General features: G+C 72.6%; 11 protein-coding genes. 4 read left to right on the top strand and 7 right to left on the bottom strand.

What is annotated here, in order from left to right; translation table 11 throughout:
* Positions 1 to 91 precede the first annotated feature (91 nt).
* The 5 genes from ACFWXQ_RS30675 to ACFWXQ_RS30655 form a co-directional block, all read right to left on the bottom strand.
* Complete coding sequence (locus ACFWXQ_RS30675; protein WP_383936685.1) at positions 92 to 1,792, bottom strand: hypothetical protein; 1,701 nt, start codon at positions 1,790 to 1,792, stop codon at positions 92 to 94.
* A 250-nt stretch (positions 1,793 to 2,042) separates the two neighbouring features.
* Positions 2,043 to 3,125, bottom strand: coding sequence for a hypothetical protein (locus ACFWXQ_RS30670; protein WP_383936683.1), 1,083 nt, complete (start codon positions 3,123 to 3,125; stop codon positions 2,043 to 2,045).
* A 312-nt stretch (positions 3,126 to 3,437) separates the two neighbouring features.
* Positions 3,438 to 4,655, bottom strand: coding sequence for a VWA domain-containing protein (locus ACFWXQ_RS30665; protein ID WP_383936778.1), 1,218 nt, complete (start codon positions 4,653 to 4,655; stop codon positions 3,438 to 3,440).
* Between the two features lie 17 nt (positions 4,656 to 4,672).
* Entirely contained in the window at positions 4,673 to 7,300 is a 2,628-nt protein-coding gene (locus ACFWXQ_RS30660) for a DUF5682 family protein (RefSeq protein ID WP_383936681.1), read from the bottom strand.
* The gene (locus ACFWXQ_RS30655; RefSeq protein WP_383936679.1) at positions 7,297 to 8,451 is read right to left on the bottom strand and encodes an AAA family ATPase; all 1,155 of its coding nucleotides are present in this window, start codon (positions 8,449 to 8,451) and stop codon (positions 7,297 to 7,299) included. Before ACFWXQ_RS30655 ends, ACFWXQ_RS30660 begins: the two co-directional genes overlap by 4 nt.
* A gap of 133 nt (positions 8,452 to 8,584) precedes the next feature.
* On the opposite strand from ACFWXQ_RS30655, the gene ACFWXQ_RS30650 reads away from it, so the two are divergent.
* Both ACFWXQ_RS30650 and ACFWXQ_RS30645 read left to right on the top strand, forming a co-directional pair.
* Positions 8,585 to 9,937 carry an SWIM zinc finger family protein gene (locus ACFWXQ_RS30650; protein ID WP_383936677.1) on the top strand — a complete coding sequence of 451 codons (1,353 nt, stop codon included), beginning with the start codon at positions 8,585 to 8,587 and terminating at the stop codon, positions 9,935 to 9,937.
* Between the two features lie 134 nt (positions 9,938 to 10,071).
* Entirely contained in the window at positions 10,072 to 11,727 is a 1,656-nt protein-coding gene (locus ACFWXQ_RS30645; protein ID WP_383936675.1) for a DUF5691 domain-containing protein, read from the top strand.
* A gap of 152 nt (positions 11,728 to 11,879) precedes the next feature.
* Here ACFWXQ_RS30645 and ACFWXQ_RS30640 read toward each other — a convergent pair whose 3' ends face one another.
* Entirely contained in the window at positions 11,880 to 12,281 is a 402-nt protein-coding gene (locus ACFWXQ_RS30640; protein WP_383936673.1) for a cobalamin B12-binding domain-containing protein, read from the bottom strand.
* Between the two features lie 537 nt (positions 12,282 to 12,818).
* Here ACFWXQ_RS30640 and ACFWXQ_RS30635 point away from each other — a divergent pair.
* Together ACFWXQ_RS30635 and ACFWXQ_RS30630 are read left to right on the top strand one after the other, a co-directional pair.
* A complete protein-coding gene (locus ACFWXQ_RS30635; protein WP_383936776.1) occupies positions 12,819 to 13,730 on the top strand; it encodes an esterase/lipase family protein in 912 nt (303 codons plus the stop codon).
* 328 nt (positions 13,731 to 14,058) lie between these two features.
* Positions 14,059 to 15,783, top strand: coding sequence for a M23 family metallopeptidase (locus ACFWXQ_RS30630; protein WP_383936672.1), 1,725 nt, complete (start codon positions 14,059 to 14,061; stop codon positions 15,781 to 15,783).
* Positions 15,784 to 15,858: 75 nt separating this feature from the next.
* On the opposite strand, the gene pcrA is transcribed toward ACFWXQ_RS30630, so the two are convergent.
* Entirely contained in the window at positions 15,859 to 18,351 is a 2,493-nt protein-coding gene (pcrA, locus tag ACFWXQ_RS30625; protein ID WP_383936670.1) for a DNA helicase PcrA, read from the bottom strand.
* Positions 18,352 to 18,485 lie beyond the last annotated feature (134 nt).

Below are 18,485 nucleotides of genomic sequence, written 5' to 3'. Positions count from 1 at the left end.
GGATTTCGGCCGTACGTAGCCGTCGCCCTGCGGGGTCTGTTGGGTGCCGTACGCCCGGCCGCCGGGCACGGTCGTACGGCGGGGGCGCCGGTCAGACGCCGTAGGAGGAGCCGTGCTGCCCGTACTGGGCGGTCGGCGCGTGGCTCGGGATGGCCCCGTGGCGGGTGGTCGGCGTGTGGTCCGCCGGGTCGACCGCGTACTGGGCCGTCGGCAGGTAGCTCGGGGTGACGGACTCGGCGATGTCCCCGACTCCGCCGACGGCGTTTTCGGCCAGCGGGCCGGCGGCCGACTCGACGGTTCCGGTCACGTTCCGCGCGAAGGGCCCGACCTGTCCGGTCACGCCGGCCGCGAAGGGGGCGACCTCGCCGACGACACCGTCCGCGAAGGGGCGTACGTCGCCCGTGACGCCGTACGCCAGCGTCGTGGCGCTCCCGCCGGCTGCGTCCACGACGGGCCGGACGTACTGGACGGCCGTGTCCACGACCGGCCGCACCGCGCCGGTGACCCCCTCGGCGAACGGCGGCACCTGGCCGACGACTCCCCGCGCGAACGGGTCGACCTCGGCGACCACGCCGTACGCGAGCGGCGGCACGTCTCCGGCCACACCGCCCACGACGGGCCGCACGTCGCCGACTACGCCGACGACACCGTCGGCGAGCACGGTCGCGTCTCCGACCGCCTGCCCGGCGACGGGCACCACACCGTCCACCGCCGTGGCGGCGAGTGGCGGAAGGACGGAGCCGACGGTCTCGTCGGCGACCTGGGTGACCAGGGTGGTGGCGTACGGGGGGATGTCCGCGACCACGCCGGTGGCGTATGGGGCGACATCGCCGACGACACCGGTCGCGTACGGGCCGACGTTCCCGGCCACACCCGTCGCGTACGGGGTCACGTCGCCGGTGACTCCGTCGGTGTACGTGCGCACGTCGGCAACGGCCTTGTGAGCGAGGCCGGTGGCGTTGCCCACGGCCTGACCGGCGACCGGGACCACTCCGGTCGCGGCCTGGTCGGCGACGGGAGTGACCCCGCCGACGGCCCGACCGGCGATCGGGGTGACGCCATGCACGGCGGTGGCGGCGACGGGCGGCAGCGCGGCGGCGGCCGTCTCGTCGACGACCGGGGTGACCGACCTCTGAATGCCACGGACCGTGGAGGGGAGGCCGGTGACGGTGGCGGTGGCGGTGGTGCGGGCACCGGAGGGGATGGCTGTGGCGGTGCGCCGGGTGGCGCCGAGCTTCGTCTGCGTGCCGGCTAGGGCCTGCTCCAGCTCCGGTGCGAACGCGGAGAGGGGGCCGAAGAGGTAGTCGACCTCGCTCTGGGGGTGGGGGCCGGGGCGGGGGCCGGTGGCGTCGTTCAGTGCGTCGGTGGCCGTGGCGGTCGCTTCGGCGGTCGTGTTGGGGGTGGCCGTCCGCAGGGTCTCGGCTGGTGCGACGGACTCGGCCCGCGCGACCTGCTGCGCGGGCAGGTCGGCCTCGACGTACCGGCGGGCCTGGTCGGCCGCCTTCGTCTTCGCGTTGACGGTCGACTTCGCCTTGGCGGTGGTGTCGGCGACGGTGTTCTGCGCCTTGACGGCCGTACCGCCGGTTACGTCGGTGACGGCTGTGAGGGTGTCCGTGGTCGTGTCGGTGACCGTGCCGACCACGTCGTCGACGTCGTCCACCGAGAGGGACGCGTCGGGTACGGAGGCGGACGTGGCGGGGAGTTCGTCCGCGCTGGCGACGGCTGAGCCGAGCGCCCAGGCGCCGGTGACACCGGCGGCTATGACGATGGAACGGCGAATGTTCTTGTGCATGCGTGCGTCAGTCCTTTGGAAGACCGGGAGTTCGGGACGTGGTGTGGGGAGGGACCGGGCGTCCGGAGGTGCCGATGCGCCACGTCGGTGAGGGGGTTGAGCACCGACGGCCTTGGCAGCGGCCCGCGTCCGGGCGGTGTCCGGCCGATCGCGTCCGGAGGCATCGGAGGGATGTCGGATGTCCGGACGGGTACGGGCAGACCTGTTCCGCCCCCGCGCGGCAGATCTCAGCGGGGGAAGAAGACCGGCCCTAGCCGGGGAATGCCGGAATGTCCCGGTGCCTGTCCCGGGTCGTGGCCGCGGTGACGTCCGCGGCGGCGCCGGGCACCAGCGTCGGCCGGGCCCTCTCGTTCAACGCGACGGCCTGCGCGTCGCCATGCCGCGGCGACCCGTTGTCGCCCGCGGAATGACGCCCCAACGCACCCGTGGGGTCACCGTCGGGAACCTGGTGCACAGGTGCCTGCACGGCCCGCGTGCCCCGGGCGTCCGCGTCCACGTGGTGGCGCACGTCGTCACCGGCCGCCGCGGGGCCACCGGCGAACTGCGGCCCGTACGCCGTCGCCGCACTGTCATCGCGGTCATCGCGCGACCGCTTCTCGGCCGCCCGGTGGTTGTCCGTCGCCCCGCCGGGCTGCTGCGGCACCGTGCCGACCGGCAGGGTCTGCCCGGGAACCGCGGGCAGCGGCAGCTCAGGAAGCCCGGGAAGGCCCGGCAGCGTGGGCAGTTGAGGCAGCGACGGCCACCACTGCGGCGGAGCCGGCCGCTCGACGATCCCACCAGTGATCCCGCCGGTGATCTGATCCACCAGATCACCAATGGGCCGTACGACGTCCTCGGCGACCGGCGGTACTACGCGCTCGGTGACCGGGCGTACCACCCGTTCGGTGACCGGCCTTACGACTCGCTGGACTTCGTCGGTCACGGGCGTGAGCGCCTTGGAAAGTCCAGGCCGTTCGGCCCCCGAGCCGACGGCGGAACTGGAGTCGGAGCCGGGGCCGGAGCCGGGAGCAGCGGCGGAAGCGGACGGCGGCGGGGCGGCCGGTGATGGCGAGGTTGCCGAGGAGGCGGCCGACGAGACGGTCGCGGGCCAGGAGTTCGAGTCCGGGGACCGCTCTCCGATCCGCTGCTGCTCCGTGGCCTTCGCCACCTGCATCTGCATCTGCACCCGCTCGGCCGAACTCGTCACCGACCGCCCGACCTCCGCAGGTACAGAGGCCGGCGCGACACCGTCCGCCGCGCGCGCCTGCTCCCCGCAGAGGAGCCCCAGCACGAACAACCCGCCCACCAGCAGCGCCACTTGCAGCGCACGCCGCCCCGCCGCAGTACGCGTCACGCGCAGAGCGGCATCGGGCAGTACGGCTGACAGGGCCAAGGCGGGGAGAGCCTCCCGTGCGGAGGGACGAGGTGAAGCGAGATGGGGTGACGAGGTGGGGTGAGACGGGGCGGGGTGGAGCTGATTGGGGCGCGGCTTACGAGGCTGCGCGCCCCCTGAAGACCCGCCGATCCTTGCACGGGACTCCCGAGGTCGCGCAAGTCCCCTGTTACCGATGGATACTCATGTCCGCTTTTTCCATCGTCTTTCGGCTCCCCTGCGTCGGCCCCGCCTCCGACCCGCGTCCGCCCCCCACCCCACCCACCGCCGCCTCTAGTGCCCCGGGCTCCCGGTGTCCGGTATCGGCAACGGGCGCTTCTCGATCGCCGCCGCCATCACCTCCGGGAAGAGGTCGGGCGTACAGGCGAACGCCGGTGCGCCCAGCGCCGCGAGCGCCGCCGCGTGCTCGCGGTCGTACGCGGGAGCCCCTTCGTCGGACAGCGCGAGCAGTGTCACGAACTGCACCCCCGACGCCTTCATGGCCGAGACCCGTTTCAGCATCTCGTTCCGGATGCCGCCCTCGTAGAGGTCGCTGATGAGGACGACCACGGTGTCGGCGGGGCGGGTGATCTGCGACTGGCAGTACGCCAGCGCCCTGTTGATGTCCGTGCCGCCGCCGAGCTGTGTGCCGAAGAGCACGTCGACCGGGTCGTCGAGCTGGTCGGTGAGGTCGACGACGGCCGTGTCGAAGACCACGAGCCGGGTGTTGATGGACCGCATGGAGGCGAGGACCGCGCCGAACACCGACGCGTACACGACCGACGCCGCCATCGAACCCGACTGGTCGATGCAGAGGACGACCTCCTTCTTCACGGACTGCGACGCGCGCCCGTACCCGATGAGCCGCTCGGGCACGATCGTGCGGTACTCCGGCAGGTAGTGCTTCAGGTTGGCCGAGATCGTGCGGTTCCAGTCGATGTCGTGGTGGCGGGGCCGGTTGATACGGGCGCTGCGGTCCAGGGCACCGGTGAGCGTGGCTCTCGTGCGGGTCGCGAGCTGCTTCTCCAGGTCCTCGACCACCTTGCGTACGACCGCCCGTGCCGTCTCCTTGGTCGTCTCGGGCATGGCCTTGAGCGAAAGGAGCGTGCCGACCAGGTGGACGTCCGCCTCCACCGCCTCCAGCATCTCCGGCTCCAGGAGCAGGGTGGACAGGCCCAGCCGGTCGATGGCGTCCCGTTGCATGACCTGGACGACGGAGGACGGGAAGTACGTCCGGATGTCCCCCAGCCACCGGGCGACGGACGGCGCGGACGCCCCGAGCCCCGCCGAACGCTCCCGCCCCGCCCGCGCCTTGCCCCCCTTGCCGTTCCCGTACAGCGCGCCGAGCGCCCCGTCCATCGCGGCGTCCTGCCCGGTGAGCGAGCACCCGGTGCCGTCCGCGTCCTCCCCACCGAGCACGAGCCGCCAGCGACGGAGCCGTTCATCGCCGGCGCCGGCCGGGTCGCGCACGCCGCCCGGCTCGGGCGCCTCAGCCTGGTCCGTCGCTCCCATGTCCACCGCTCCCGCGCTCATCGGCCCACCCCCACAAGGTCGTTGTCATCGACACCATTGGTGCTGCTGCCGGCGTCGGCGGTGGCGTCCGCGGTTTCGTCCGGCCCCAGCAGCAGGCGCAGCACCGGCAGCACCGCGTCGGCACGTGCGGCGTCGAGGTCGGGCGCGAAGCCGGGTATGCCCGAGGCGGTGGCCGTGGCGCTTCCGCGCGTTCCCGGTCCGCGCCGGACCAGTTCGCCGAGGGTGCGGCGCACTCCGGGCTCGTACGCCGAGAAGGTGCGCCTGAGCAACGGCAGCACGTCGGTGAACGCGTCCCCCGGCACCCCGGTCAGCCAGGCGTCGACCAGCCCGAGCAGCCGCTCGTCGTGCACGAGCAGCATCCCGCCCCCGGAGCCTCCGCCGACGAAGCCCTCGATCCACGCCGCCGCGTCCGCAGGCTCCGTACCCGGCGACAGCACGAGCCCCATGAGCCGTGCCGCCTCCTCCTGCCCCAAGTCCCCGTCGTCCAGCAGCAACCGCACGGCCCGCCCCCGGACGACCCCGGGAACCGTGTCCCGCCCGGAGAGCGTGCGCAGAACACCGTGCCAACGGCCACGTATGCCGCCACGGTGGCCGGGATGGGATCCGGGGCGGGGCCCGGCCGAGCCCCTCGACACGCCTCCCCCTGCCCCATCGACTTCCTCTGGCCCTTCTGGGGCTTCTGGGGCTTCTGGGGCTTCTGGCCCCTCGGAGCCCCGCCGGCCTCGCGCGGAGCCAACCTCGTCCCGCGCGGAGTCGTCCTCGCCCCCCTCTCCCTCCCCCAGCAGCCCCACCGCCCCGTGCACCGCGTCCACATGCCCGCGCATCTCCTCCGCCGCCTCCGCGTCGAGTGCGGCGCAGGCCGGGGGCAGCCCCACGAAGACGCGCTCGGCGAGCCCCGCGGCGACCTCGGCCAGGGCCTCCGTACCCGTGCCGCGTACGTCGCCGTAACGGAGGGAGCGGACCAGGGCGGGGAGCGCCTGGGCGAGGTGGCCGACGTCGGCGTCCAGGGCGGCGCGGTCGGCGAGAATCCGCATCACCACCGGGAGCGCGTCCGGGAGTTCGGCGAGGAGGCAGCGCTCGGCGAGGCCCGTGACGTCGGCGAGGGACTGTGCGCCGACGGCGTCCGCCTCGGCCTTCGCGGTGGCGGCGGCGAGCACGGTCGTGCCCCACACACCGGCCTCGGCGACCCGCACCGCCAGCTCGGGCTCCCAGCGCAGCCGCCAGGTCTCCCGGAACGTACCGGTGCTGCCGCGCGACACGGCCGGTTCGCCCCACTCGATGCCGAGGAGCCGCAGCCGGTGGAGCAGCCTGCTGCGCCCGGCGTCGTTCTCCTTGCGCAGGTCGAGCTCCAGCTCCCTCTCCTGCGCCTCCGGTTTGAGCCGCAGCCGCCGCTGGAGCCGGTCGAGGTCGCGCTGCAGCGGCACGGCGGGCGCCGCCGCGGGGACCTCGCCCAGGACGTCACCGACGACGAGCCGGTCGTGCACGAGCGAGAGCGGCACGTCCGAGCCCTCGCACATCACGGCCCGTACGGCGTCGGTGGTCTCGGTCAGGCCCGGCAGGGGGCGGCCCCGCATCGCGGCGAGCGTGTCGGCGAGCCGCACCGCCTCGATGACGTGCGCGGACGAGACGAGCCGGTCCTCGTCGCGCAGGAGCCGGGCCACCTTCGTCATCCAGCGCTCGATCGGGCGGTCGGGGGCGCCGAACAAGTGCCCGTACCAGCCCGGTGAGTCGATCCCCGCGCCGTAGCCGCTCGTCCGCGACAGCCGCCGGTGAGTCCAGGGCACCCAGGTCATGTCGGTCTTGGCCTTGGGCAGCCCCTTCAGCAGTGCCCGGTCGGCGGCGACGGTGGTCCGCTGCCGCAGTGCGGGCACGTGCCAGGCACCGCACACCACGGCCACATCGTCCCCGAACTCCCGCTGGGCCGCCCGCACCTGGAGCCGCATGTACGCCTCCCGCACGAGGTCCCTCTCGTGTCCCCCGGTCCCGAAGGCCTCGCGCAGCGCCCCCATCGCCTCGCCGAGCACCTCGAACGGCGCGAACGCGTCCCCGTCGCTCGCCCCCCGGTGCTCGATCACGTCCTCCCACCACCGCTCGGCGTCGTCGTACCCGGCGGTCTCGGCGAGGACGGCGAGCGGGTCGATCCGCACGGCCTCCGCGGGCTGGGCCGGAAGTCCGCCCGGCTCCCCCTCCCCCGCCCGCTCCCTCTTCTCCGAGGCTCCCTCCTCCGATGCCTCCTTGTCCCCCTTGCCTCCCTTATCTCCCTTGTCCTCCGTCTCCTCCCGTCCCCAGGCCAGCGTGTGTGTGGCCGGGAGGTCGATGAAGCGGGCCGGCACCCCGTGCTCCAGGGCCCAGCGGATGGCCACCCACTCCGGCGAGAACTCGGCGAGCGGCCAGAACGCCGACCGCCCCGGCTCGTCCACGACATGCGCGAGGAGGGCGACGGGCGGCCGCATGTCCTCGTCGGCGGCCAGCGCGATCAACGCGTCGGCCTCCGGCGGCCCTTCGATGAGTACGGTGCGCGGACCCGCCGCCTCAAGCGCGGCCCGTACGGCCCGGGCCGAGCCGGGCCCGTGGTGGCGCACCCCGAGCAGCAGGGGCCCGGTCCCCCCTTCGCGGTCGCTCACGCGCTCACCTCCCGGCAGGCGCGGTAGAAGTCCTTCCAGCCGTCGCGCTCACGGACGACCGCTTCCAGGTACTCCTGCCAGATGACCCGGTCGGCCGCCGGGTCGCGGACGACGGCACCGAGGATGCCCGCGGCGACGTCGCTCGCGCGCAGCACCCCGTCCCCGAAGTGAGCGGCCAGGGCAAGCCCGTTCGTGACGACGGAGATCGCCTCCGCGGTGGACAGCGTGCCGCTGGGCGACTTCAGCTTCGTGCGCCCGTCGGCGGTGATGCCGTCGCGCAGCTCGCGGAAGACCGTGACGACGCGGCGGATCTCGTCGACGCCGTCGGGCACCGAGGGCAGGTCGAGGGAGCGGCCGATCTGGTCGACGCGGCGCGAGACGATGTCGACCTCGGCGTCGGCGCTCTCGGGCAGCGGCAGGACCACCGTGTTGAAGCGGCGGCGCAGGGCGCTGGACAGGTCGTTCACCCCGCGGTCGCGGTCGTTGGCCGTGGCGATCAGGTTGAATCCCCGGACCGCCTGCACCTCCGAGCCCAATTCCGGTATCGGCAGGGTCTTTTCCGACAGGATCGTGATGAGCGAGTCCTGTACGTCGGCGGGGATGCGGGTCAGTTCCTCGACCCGGGCCGTCATCCCCTCGGCCATGGCCCGCATGACCGGGCTGGGCACCAGCGCGTCCCGGCTCGGGCCGTTCGCGAGCAGTTGCGCGTAGTTCCAGCCGTAGCGGATCGCCTCCTCCGGTGTGCCGGCCGTGCCCTGCACAAGGAGGGTGGAGTCACCGCTGACCGCCGCGGCCAGGTGCTCGGAGACCCACGTCTTGGCCGTGCCGGGCACGCCGAGCAGGAGCAGGGCCCGGTCGGTGGCGAGTGTGGTGACGGCGACCTCGACGATGCGGCGCGGGCCGACGTACTTCGGCGTGATCACCGTGCCGTCCGGCAGCGTGCCGCCGAGCAGGTAGGTCGCGACGGCCCACGGCGACATCCGCCAGCGGACCGGGCGCGGGCGGTCGTCCTGCGCGGCCAGCGCCGCGAGCTCGGCGGCGAACGCGTCCTCGGCGTGCGGCCGCAGCGCCTCGCCCTCCGCTGCTTCTCGCGTGTGCGCGGAGTGGTGCTGGCTCGGTTCGACGGACGTCTGGTCGACGGACACGGACATGGAGCGGTCCCCCTTGCGGCTCGGCCGGTTCGGATCTGGTTCCACCGTGCACTACGCCACTGACAATCGCTCTGACCTGCGAAAACGCTCTCGCCGCAGTCGATTGTCAGTGGTGGGATCTACCTTCGATGACATGACTCAGCAGGGGGTGCGCTGGACTGCGGATCAGGTGCTGGCACTGGCGCCTGACGCAGCGTCACGCAAGGCGGGCAGCAAGCTCGGCGCGGCAGGGCCGTGGTCGGAGGCGGGCAGTTCTGACGAGGGGACGGTGTGGGGACTGTGCAGAGGAAGCGGCAGCAGGCCGTATCGGACGGTGATCGACATCGCGGACTCCACCGGGCCCGCGTACAAGTGCAGTTGCCCGAGCCGCAAGTTCCCGTGCAAACACGCGCTGGGGCTGCTGCTGCTCTGGGCGGGCGAGGACGGCACGGTGCCGCGGGGGCAGGTGCCGGACTGGGCGGAGGAGTGGACAGAGGCGAGGAGGAAGCGCGCGGACGACAAACGGGCGGCGAGCGCCGCGGGTTCCCCGGCCTCGGGTGATCCGGAGGCCGCGCGGCGCAGGGCGGAGCGGCGGGCCGAGCACATCACCGCGGGGGCGGCGGAGCTGGAGCAGCGGCTGGCCGATCTGCTCCGGGGCGGCCTGGCCACGGCGGAGCAGGCGGGGTACGGGCTGTGGGAGGAGACGGCGGCCCGGATGGTCGACGCGCAGGCGTCCGGACTTGCGGCGCGCGTGAGGGAGTTGGGGTCGATACCGTCGTCGGGCCCCGGCTGGCCGGTGCGGTTGCTGGAGGAGTGCGCTCTGCTCCATCTCCTCGACCAGGGCTGGCTGCGCCGCGAGCGGCTGCCGGACGGCCTGGCCGCGACGGTCCGGTCCCGGATCGGGCTGACCGGCTCGGCGGACGGCCCGCCGGTCCGCGACCACTGGCTGGTCCTGGCCCAGTACGACACGTCGGACGGCCGCCTCACCACCCGTCGCATCTGGCTGCACGGGTCGGAGTCGGCGCGCCCGGCCCTGCTCCTGTCGTACGGGGCGGCCGGCCGCGCACCCGAACTGGCCCTGCCGGTCGGGCTCGCGCTCGACGCCGAGGTGTCCGCATATCCGGGCGCGGGACAGCTACGGGCCGCGCTCGGCGAGCAGTTCACGCCTCCGGCACCGACGACGATCCGCCCGCCGGGAGTGAGCGTGGCGCAGGCGGCGGCCCGCTACGGCGAGGCGCTCAGGGACGACCCGTGGCTGGACTCCCACCCGGTGACACTCGGCCGCGTCATACCCACCCCCGACGGCGACACCTGGCAACTGGCCGACGCCCACGGCGGCCTGGCGCTGCCGCTCACCCCGGCGGCCAGGTCCGGCTCGGGCCTGTGGCGCCTGGTCGCCCTCTCCGGCGGCTCACCGGTCACGGTCTTCGGAGAGTGCGGCCACCGCGGCTTCACGCCCCTGACGGCATGGCCGGAGGGCCCGGGCGAGGCGGTGCCCCTGTGCTGACGACGGCATCCGACACACTCCGACACCGCTCCCGGCCCTACGCGGCCCACGGACCTGACCGACCCGGCCGGGTTGACCGACGTGACCGATGTGACCGACGTGACGGACCTGGTGGATCCATGGAAGGGACTCACATGAGCAGGACCCCCGCTCCCAGCGACACGGCGTCCGACACGGCCTCCGCGGACGCGTCCGGCGGAAGCCGCTGGGAGGAGCTCGTGACCGCGGCACTCCTGGGGACCGCTCGGCGTACGCCGTCGGGGATCCCGGCCGGACGGGAGGCGCCGACGGCACTGCTGGACGCGGCGGCCGTGGAGACCGTGCGGCGGCGGGCCGGAATGCGGCCGGGGCGGGCCGCGGCCCGGGTGGAGCCCGCGGCGGCGGACCCTCGACCGCCGTTGCCGCCCGCGGCCGCGCGCCGACTCGCGATGCTGCTCGCCGACCGACCCGGGACAGGAGGCGGCAGTGGCGGCCGCAGAGGGTCGGCTCCCGATCTCATGGAGCTGCTCCCCCAGTGGCTCGCCACGGCGAACCGGCGTGGGTTCGCGCCCCGCCCGGAGGCACTGCCCGCGCTGCTGGACGCGGCCCGGGGACGTACGGATCTGCGGCCGGCGGTGCTGGCGTTCGCGGGGCCGCGCGCGCTGTGGCTGGCCCGGCTGAACGCGGACTGGCGATTCGCGCTGCGCTCGGCACCGGGCGGCGGGGCGGCGTTGCCCGGGCCCGAGGAGCCCGATCGCATACGGGAGTTGTGGGAGGAGGGGCTGTTCGCCGAACGGGTCGCGCTCCTCTCAGGGATACGGGCCCGGGACGCGGCAGCCGCGCGGGACCTGCTGGCCACGACGTGGGCAACGGAGCGGGCCGAGGACCGACTGATGTTCCTCGACTCGCTTCGGACGGGGCTGTGCGCGGCGGACGAGCCGTTCCTGGAGCGGGCGTTGGCCGACCGGAGCCGCAATGTGCGGGCCACGGCTGCGGAGTTGCTGTCCGCACTGCCCGGTTCGGCGCTCGCCGGGCGGATGGCGGAGCGCGCGGTGTCCTGCGTGGCCGTCGATCACACGCAGAGCACGCCGACGATCGCGGTCGAGGCGCCGCACGAGTGCGATCCGGGCATGGAGCGGGACGGAGTCGTCCCCAAGGCTCCGGCGGGCCGGGGTGAACGGTCCTGGTGGCTGGGCCAGTTGGTCGAGGCGGCACCACTCGGTACGTGGTCGCGGCGGCTCGGGGGACGTACGCCGGAGGAGATCGTGGCGTTGCCCGTGGCGGACGACTGGCAGGGCGAACTGCATGCCGCGTGGTGCCGGGCGGCGGTACGGCAGCGCGACCCTTCCTGGTCCAGAGCGCTGCTGGGAGTTCCCGCCGCGCCGGAGGCGGGCGGACCGGGGGCGGTGTCGCTGGCCGAGCGGGCCAAACTGCTCGGCACACTGGGGGCCGCGGAGCGGGCCGACTGGGTGGCGGGATTCATAGCCGTGCACGGCCTGTCCGAGGCGTTCCAGCTGCTCGGAGTGTGCACGGTGCCCTGGTCGGGACCCTTGGGGCGGGCCGTGGTCGACGCACTCAACATCGCGCGGGACGCGGGCAGTTACCCATGGAGTTTCAGCGGAGTCATGGGCCTGGCCGAACGCTGCCTGGACCCTTCGGAGGCCCCCCACCTCGAAACCCTCACCGCCATCCCCGACGAACCGGAAAACGCGGCCCCCGGCGCCGGCAGCTACTGGGCGGAATCCTTCCAACGCCTGGTCACCACCTTGCGCCTACGAGCAGCAATGCAGAGAGAACTCACGGAGGAGTAAGCACCCGCGCTGCCGGATTCAAGGCATGACCGTCTCAGCGACCTCACACCCACTTACCTAAGGGGCGCGGGGAACTGCGCGCTCAGCCACGACGAACCCGCACCCACAACACCAGCCAAGCCCCCCACAACCCCCGCCCACCCGGCGGAGCCCTACCGCACGTTCGTACGAACCCACTCCACGATCGACCCAGTGGTCGCCCCAGGCGTAAAGATCTCCGCCACACCCAACTCCTTCAACGGCCCAATGTCCGCCTCCGGAATGATCCCGCCCCCGAACACCTTGATGTCCTCCGCCTCGCGCTCCTTCAGGAGCCGAATCACCGCGGCGAACAACGTGTTGTGCGCGCCGGACAGGATCGACAGCCCGATCGCGTCGGCATCCTCCTGGATCGCCGTGTCGACGATCTGGTCGGGCGTCTGGTGGAGCCCGGTGTAGATGACCTCCATGCCCGCGTCCCGCAGCGCCCGCGCGATCACCTTCGCCCCGCGGTCATGGCCGTCGAGCCCCGGTTTGGCCACCACCACACGGATCGGACCGGCTGCCACACCCATCACTGCCTCCATGAACCGACTGCACCGATCTACCGGCCCGGGGAGATCCACTCGGACCTGTACCGACTGATAGCACCCGAGGGCCGGGACGGCGACTCGCCGCCACCGCCCTCACGTCAGATATGCCCCGGTGGCACAGCGACCCCGCACGGCACAGCCCCGGAAAGTGAACGAACGTTATCGCCACCATCCCGCAACCGGCAGTTTCACGGTGTGGACCGAGGGGGAAATCACACGGTGGGACAAGTTCGCCGCGCACGGTCCCGCATCACGCGGCACATGGGCCGCAGCCCGCGGTCGATGGACCGCAGCCGAGCCGGGCGCAAGGGGAGCCGCTTCGAGGTCGCCGCACCGCCGCGCCGTCAGCCGCGCGGCAAGGTGGTGCGGCGCATCGGCGATCGCACGACGACGGGCACGCCCGTCGCTCCACCGGCGTCACACGCGCCGCACGTGCACCTCGCCTTCCTCGTCACCGGCTTCTCACTAGGGCACACGGGGGACGGAGTCGTACCCCCGTGCGCCGACGGGAGGTCGGCCATGAAGGTCACCAGGGCAGTGTCGCCCCTTCTTCCGCTCTGCCAGCGCCTGCTCCCCGGCAGAATCGCCGGACTCTCGCTGGCCCTCCTGAAGGCCACGGCCCTGGAGATCGCGATCCTCGCGGGCCACCTCCTCCTCTACCCCACCGGCATCACCCCGGAGCGCCGCCCGGCCCCGAACCCACCCGGGCCCCCGACCGACCTGACCGACACAGGCACCGGCACCGGCGGCACCCCCGACACCACCCGGCTGCCCACCCCCACCAGGCCCCCGGTCGTCCTGCTGCACGGCTTCATCGACAACCGTTCCGTCTTCGTGATGCTGCGCCGCTCGCTGGCCCAGCACGGCAGGCAGCAGATCGAGTCGCTCAACTACTCCCCGCTGACCTGCGACATACGGACCGCCGCCGAGCTGCTCGGCCGGCACATAGAGGAGATCTGCGAGCGCACCGGCCATCACGAGGTGGACATCGTCGGGCACAGCCTCGGCGGACTGATAGCGCGGTACTACGTGCAGCGCCTGGGCGGTGACGTCCGCGTCCGGACCCTCGTCACGCTGGGCACGCCGCACTCGGGCACGCGGGTCGTCCCGCTGATGAACGCACACCCGATCGTCCGCCAGATGCGCCCCGGTTCCGCCGTGCTCGACGAGCTGTGCCGGCCGGCCCCGCACTGCCGGACCCGGTTCGTGAGCTTCTGGAGCGACCTCGACCAGTTGATGGACCCGTTGGAGACCGCGTGCATCGAGCACCCGGACCTGCTCGTTCAGAACGTGCGGGTGAGCGGGATCGGGCATCTCGCCCTCCCCGTGCACCCGGCCGTCGCGACCGGCATCCGGCAGGCCCTGGACGCCGACGAGACGGAGGCCCGCCCGGCCGCCGCCGCCCACGCCGACGGCCTGACAGTGGCCTGACGGTGGCGTGACGGTGGCGTGACCGACGGACGATGGCGCGCCCGGAGGCGTGAGCCAACCGGAAGCGGTGGAGCGCAAGCGGCGCAAAAGCGAACCGGCACAACCGGAAGGCGCCGCCGAACCCGTTCAACCGGCTCCGAGGACCGACGTTTCTTCGAACATTCATCGAACGCCAGGCCAAAGCTGTGCCCGCCCTCCGCCGAAAGACGGCCGAATGCCCGTTTCCTGAGAGGAGGAAAGCCGCCGAAGATTGTCGCGCCCTCGTACCGCCGGGTACAGTCGCCGCACTGCTCTGCCAGCCCCTGTCGTCGAGGCGAAAGAGAAGTTGGTGAACGACCGTCACCCGTCGGGGACCGCAACTCCCCCGGCTCCGGCTCCCGAGGCCGCCTCGGCGCATTACGCGTCCTATGGCGAACAGGGCGTCCAGTACGGCGACTTCACCACGTACGACGGCTACCCCGCCACCGGTTTTGATGCCAACGCCACCGGCATGTACGGCGCGACGGGCAGCTACGACACGACGGGCGCCTACGCGACGACGACCTTCGACACCGACCCCCTGTTCGGCGACCTCCCCGGCAACAGCCACGGCAACGCCGGCGGAACCGACGGCAGCGGCGCGGGCACGGGCTCGTACGACGCCACCCAGTGGGGCACCGGCAGTCACCAGACGCTGAACTACGACCCGTACGCGGCCCAGCACCACGCCGCGTTCGAGACCGGCAGCTATGACACGAGCGGTGTCTGGCAGGACTCCGGTTACCAGCAGCTCGGCGAGATCCCGACGCAGGCCGGCAGCCCGGACGGCACCGGCCAGTGGGACGCGAACGCCTGGCTCCAGGCCGATCCGGTCGACCCCACCCAGCAGTGGACCGCGCCGACCTTCGAGACCGGCACGTACGACGCGACGGCGTGGAACTCGGACGGCGGCGACCAGAACCAGCAGAACCGGACCCAGGTCCAGCCCCAGCTCCACCAGCAGGCGCAGGCCGAGCACGAGTCGTATCCGGCCGACCAGCACACGCCGGCCGCCGCGCACACGTCGTACGACCACCACGAGGCCTACGACCACCACGAGTCGTACGACCAGCAGGCCACCACCACTTTCGAGCAGGTCCCGTACGAGGAACAGGCCACCGCGGAAGGCGAGTTCACCCCCTCCGACGACGCCGACGCGGACTCCGGTACCAGTGGCCACGGCCACTCCCACGACGAACCCGCTCCCTTCGACGACGTCGAGGAAACCACCTCCGTCGCCACCGCCGCCCCGGCCGGCCGCTCCGCGTCACGTGCGGCCGGCCGTTCCGCGCCCCGTTCCCGCCGCCGCACCCCGCCGAAGCGTTCCGCGCTGCTGACGGTCGCCGTGCCCTCGGCGTGTGTGATGGGCGTGGCCGGAATCGCCGCCGCGTCCGTGACCGGCGGAAGCAGCAGCAACGACGACGTGCAGACGACGGCCGCCGCGCCCGACACGAACACCGTGAAGCCCGCGGCCGCGAACAACCAGCTGGACACCCAGCTGGAGAACCTCTCCGCGGACGCGGACGACTTCGCCGACCGGGCGAGCCGTACGCAGGAACGTATCGACTTGAGGGCCCAGCAGGCCGCCGACAAGCAGAAGGCGGCGGCGGAGGCGGCCCGCAAGGAGCGGCTGCGGCCGAAGTTCGCGCTGCCGGTCGCGCAGCACGGCCTCAGCGCCTACTACGGACAGGCCGGCATCAACTGGATGTCCGTCCACACCGGCATCGACTTCCCGGTCTCGTACGGCACGACGGTGATGGCCGCGACCGACGGGACCGTCCGGACGCAGTGGAACAGCGCGTACGGGAACATGGTCATCGTGACGGCCAAGGACGGTACGGAGACGTGGTACTGCCACCTCTCCACGTACAAGGTCGCCTCGGGTGCCGTCGTGAAGGCCGGGGACCCGATCGCGTACTCCGGGAACTCCGGCAACTCGACCGGTCCGCACCTCCACTTCGAGGTGCGCCCGGGTGGCGGCTCGGCGATCGACCCCCTGCCGTGGCTGCGCAGCCACGGCATCGACCCGACGTAGCCCGGGCACCTCGACCTGACCCACCCGCTGTGACCCACTACTGGGGGCCGTCCCCCGAGGGGGAGCCCCCCAGGGCTACAGCTTCTCCACCGGTGCGTACCGCAGCAGCAACCGCTTCGGCTTCTCCTCGCCGAAGTCGACCGTCGCCTCCGCGTTCGCCCCCGTGCCCTTCACGCCGACCACCGTGCCGAGGCCGAACTGGTCGTGCGTGACCCGGTCCCCGACCGCGAGCGACACCACCGGCTTGTCCGTGGCGCCGCGCCGGGTGGCGAAACCGGACGCGCCCGAGGCGGCCGAGCGGGAGCGCGAGGAGGACAGGGAGGCCGCCACGCCGGACGCCGGACCGGAGGCCACCGGGCCCAGGGAGCCCGTGCGCTTCCACTCCAGATGCGTCTCCGGGATCTCCTCCAGGAAACGCGACGGCGGGTTGTACGAGGGCTGGCCCCAGGCGCTGCGCATCGACGACCGGGTGAGGTACAGCCGCTCCCGCGCGCGCGTGATGCCGACGTACGCGAGCCGGCGCTCCTCCTCCAGCTCCTTGGTCTGGCCGAGCGCGCGCATGTGCGGGAAGACGCCGTCCTCCATGCCGGTCAGGAACACCACGGGGAATTCGAGGCCCTTGGCGGTGTGGAGGGTCATCAGCGTTATCACGCCGGAGCCGTCCTCCTCCTCGTCCGGGATCTGGTCGGAGTCGGCGACGAGCGCGACCCGCTCCAGGAAGGCGGAGAGCCCTCCCGGTGCCTCGCCCTCGCCGGCCTCCTGCTCGAACTCCAGGGCCACGGCGGCCAGTTCCTGGAGGTTCTCGATGCGGGTCTCGTCCTGCGGGTCGGTCGAGGCCTGCAACTCGGCGAGGTAGCCGGTCCGTTCGAGAACCGCCTCAAGGACCGTCGCCGGGCCTGCGCCCGACTCGACGATCGTGCGGAGGTCCTCCATCAGCGTGTTGAACTTCTTGACGGCGTTCGTCGAGCGGGACGCCATGCCGTACGCCTCGTCGACGCGGCGCAGCGCCTGCGCGAAGCTGATCTTCTCGCGCTGGGAGAGCGCGTCGATCATCGCCTCGGCGCGGTCGCCGATGCCGCGCTTGGGGACGTTGAGAATGCGGCGCAGCGGTACGGAGTCCTCGGGGTTCGCGAGCACGCGCAGGTACGCGAGGACGTCGCGGACCTCCTTGCGCTCGTAGAAGCGGACGCCGCCGACGACCTTGTAGGGCAGGCCGACGCGGATGAAGACCTCTTCGAAGACACGGGACTGCGCGTTCGTACGGTAGAAGACCGCGACGTCGCCCGCCTTCGCGTCGCCCGCGTCCGTGAGGCGGTCGATCTCGTCGGCGACGAACTGGGCCTCGTCGTGCTCGGTGTCGGCCACATAGCCGGTGATCTGGGCGCCCGCGCCCGCGTTGGTCCACAGGTTCTTGGGGCGGCGCGATTCGTTGCGCTCGATGACCGCGTTGGCGGCGGTGAGGATCGTCTGCGTGGAGCGGTAGTTCTGCTCCAGCAGGATCGTCGTCGCGTTCGGGTAGTCCTCCTCGAACTGGAGGATGTTGCGGATGGTCGCGCCGCGGAAGGCGTAGATCGACTGGTCCGCGTCACCCACCACGCACAGCTCGGCCGGCGGGAGGTCGTGCTCGCTCGGCGGTACGTCCACGGGGTGCTCGGAGGTGCCGACGAGCTCGCGGACGAGTGCGTACTGCGCGTGGTTCGTGTCCTGGTACTCATCGACGAGGACGTGCCGGAAGCGGCGGCGGTAGTGCTCGGCGACGTCCGGGAAGGCGCGCAGGAGGTTGACCGTCGTCATGATCAGGTCGTCGAAGTCCAGCGCGTTCGCCTCGCGCAGCCGTGACTGGTACATCGCGTAGGCCTGGGCGAGGGTCTTCTCGAAGCCGTCGGCGGCCTGGGCGGCGAAGTCCTCCTCGTCGATCAGCTCGTTCTTCAGGTTCGAGATCTTGGCGCTGAACGACTTGGGCGGGAAGCGCTTGGGGTCGAGGTCCAGGTCACGGCAGACCAGGGCCATGAGGCGCTTGCTGTCGGCGGCGTCGTAGATCGAGAAGGAGGAGGTGAAGCCGAGCTGCTTCGACTCGCGCCGCAGGATCCGCACACACGCGCTGTGGAACGTCATCACCCACATCGCGTTGGCCCGCGGGCCGACGAGCTGCTCGACGCGCTCCTTCATCTCGCCCGCGGCCTTGTTCGTGAACGTGATCGCGAGGATCTGGCCCGGATGCACCCTGCGCTCGCCCAGGAGGTGGGCGATGCGGTGCGTGAGCACACGGGTCTTGCCGGAGCCGGCGCCGGCCACGATGAGCAGCGGCGAGCCGTGGTGGACCACCGCCGCGCGCTGGTTCTCGTTCAGCCCGTCCAGGAGCGCGGCCGGGTCCACGTGCGGCCGGGGGGCGCCGTCACGGTAGTACCCGTCCCGGCTCGGCGGCACGTCGAACCGACCGCCGAACAAATCGTCCGGAACCGGCTCCGCATCCGGCGTCTCGTCCTCGGGCGGCGGCGGGGGCTCTTCCTCGTGGGCCTGCGAGGGCTTGAGGTCCGCCAGGAAGCTGTCATCAAAGAGGCTGCTCATCGCTCTCCGAGTCTAGGCGCCCCCACTGACAGCGTGCCGCCACCTCGGCAACTCCGCGGGGCCGAGGTCTTCCGGGGCCGCCCGCAACGGGCCCCGTCACCCTCCGGAGGTGACCTCTGACGGTCCGCGACCAA

Origin of the sequence: Streptomyces sp. NPDC058697 (assembly GCF_042715345.1) — a bacterium.
Lineage (GTDB): Bacteria > Actinomycetota > Actinomycetes > Streptomycetales > Streptomycetaceae > Streptomyces > Streptomyces liliifuscus.
The sequence above is the reverse complement of the archived record's forward strand: the minus strand, read 5'-3'. Positions and strand labels throughout refer to the sequence as shown.

Coding starts and splice junctions, on each gene's coding strand:
- ACFWXQ_RS30675 (WP_383936685.1), bottom strand. CDS start 1,792: ATGCACAAGAACATTCGCCGTTCCATCGTCATAGCCGCCGGTGTCACC.
- ACFWXQ_RS30665 (WP_383936778.1), bottom strand. CDS start 4,655: ATGGGAGCGACGGACCAGGCTGAGGCGCCCGAGCCGGGCGGCGTGCGC.
- ACFWXQ_RS30655 (WP_383936679.1), bottom strand. CDS start 8,451: ATGTCCGTGTCCGTCGACCAGACGTCCGTCGAACCGAGCCAGCACCAC.
- ACFWXQ_RS30650 (WP_383936677.1), top strand. CDS start 8,585: ATGACTCAGCAGGGGGTGCGCTGGACTGCGGATCAGGTGCTGGCACTG.
- ACFWXQ_RS30645 (WP_383936675.1), top strand. CDS start 10,072: ATGAGCAGGACCCCCGCTCCCAGCGACACGGCGTCCGACACGGCCTCC.
- ACFWXQ_RS30640 (WP_383936673.1), bottom strand. CDS start 12,281: ATGGGTGTGGCAGCCGGTCCGATCCGTGTGGTGGTGGCCAAACCGGGG.
- ACFWXQ_RS30635 (WP_383936776.1), top strand. CDS start 12,819: ATGAAGGTCACCAGGGCAGTGTCGCCCCTTCTTCCGCTCTGCCAGCGC.
- pcrA (WP_383936670.1), bottom strand. CDS start 18,351: ATGAGCAGCCTCTTTGATGACAGCTTCCTGGCGGACCTCAAGCCCTCG.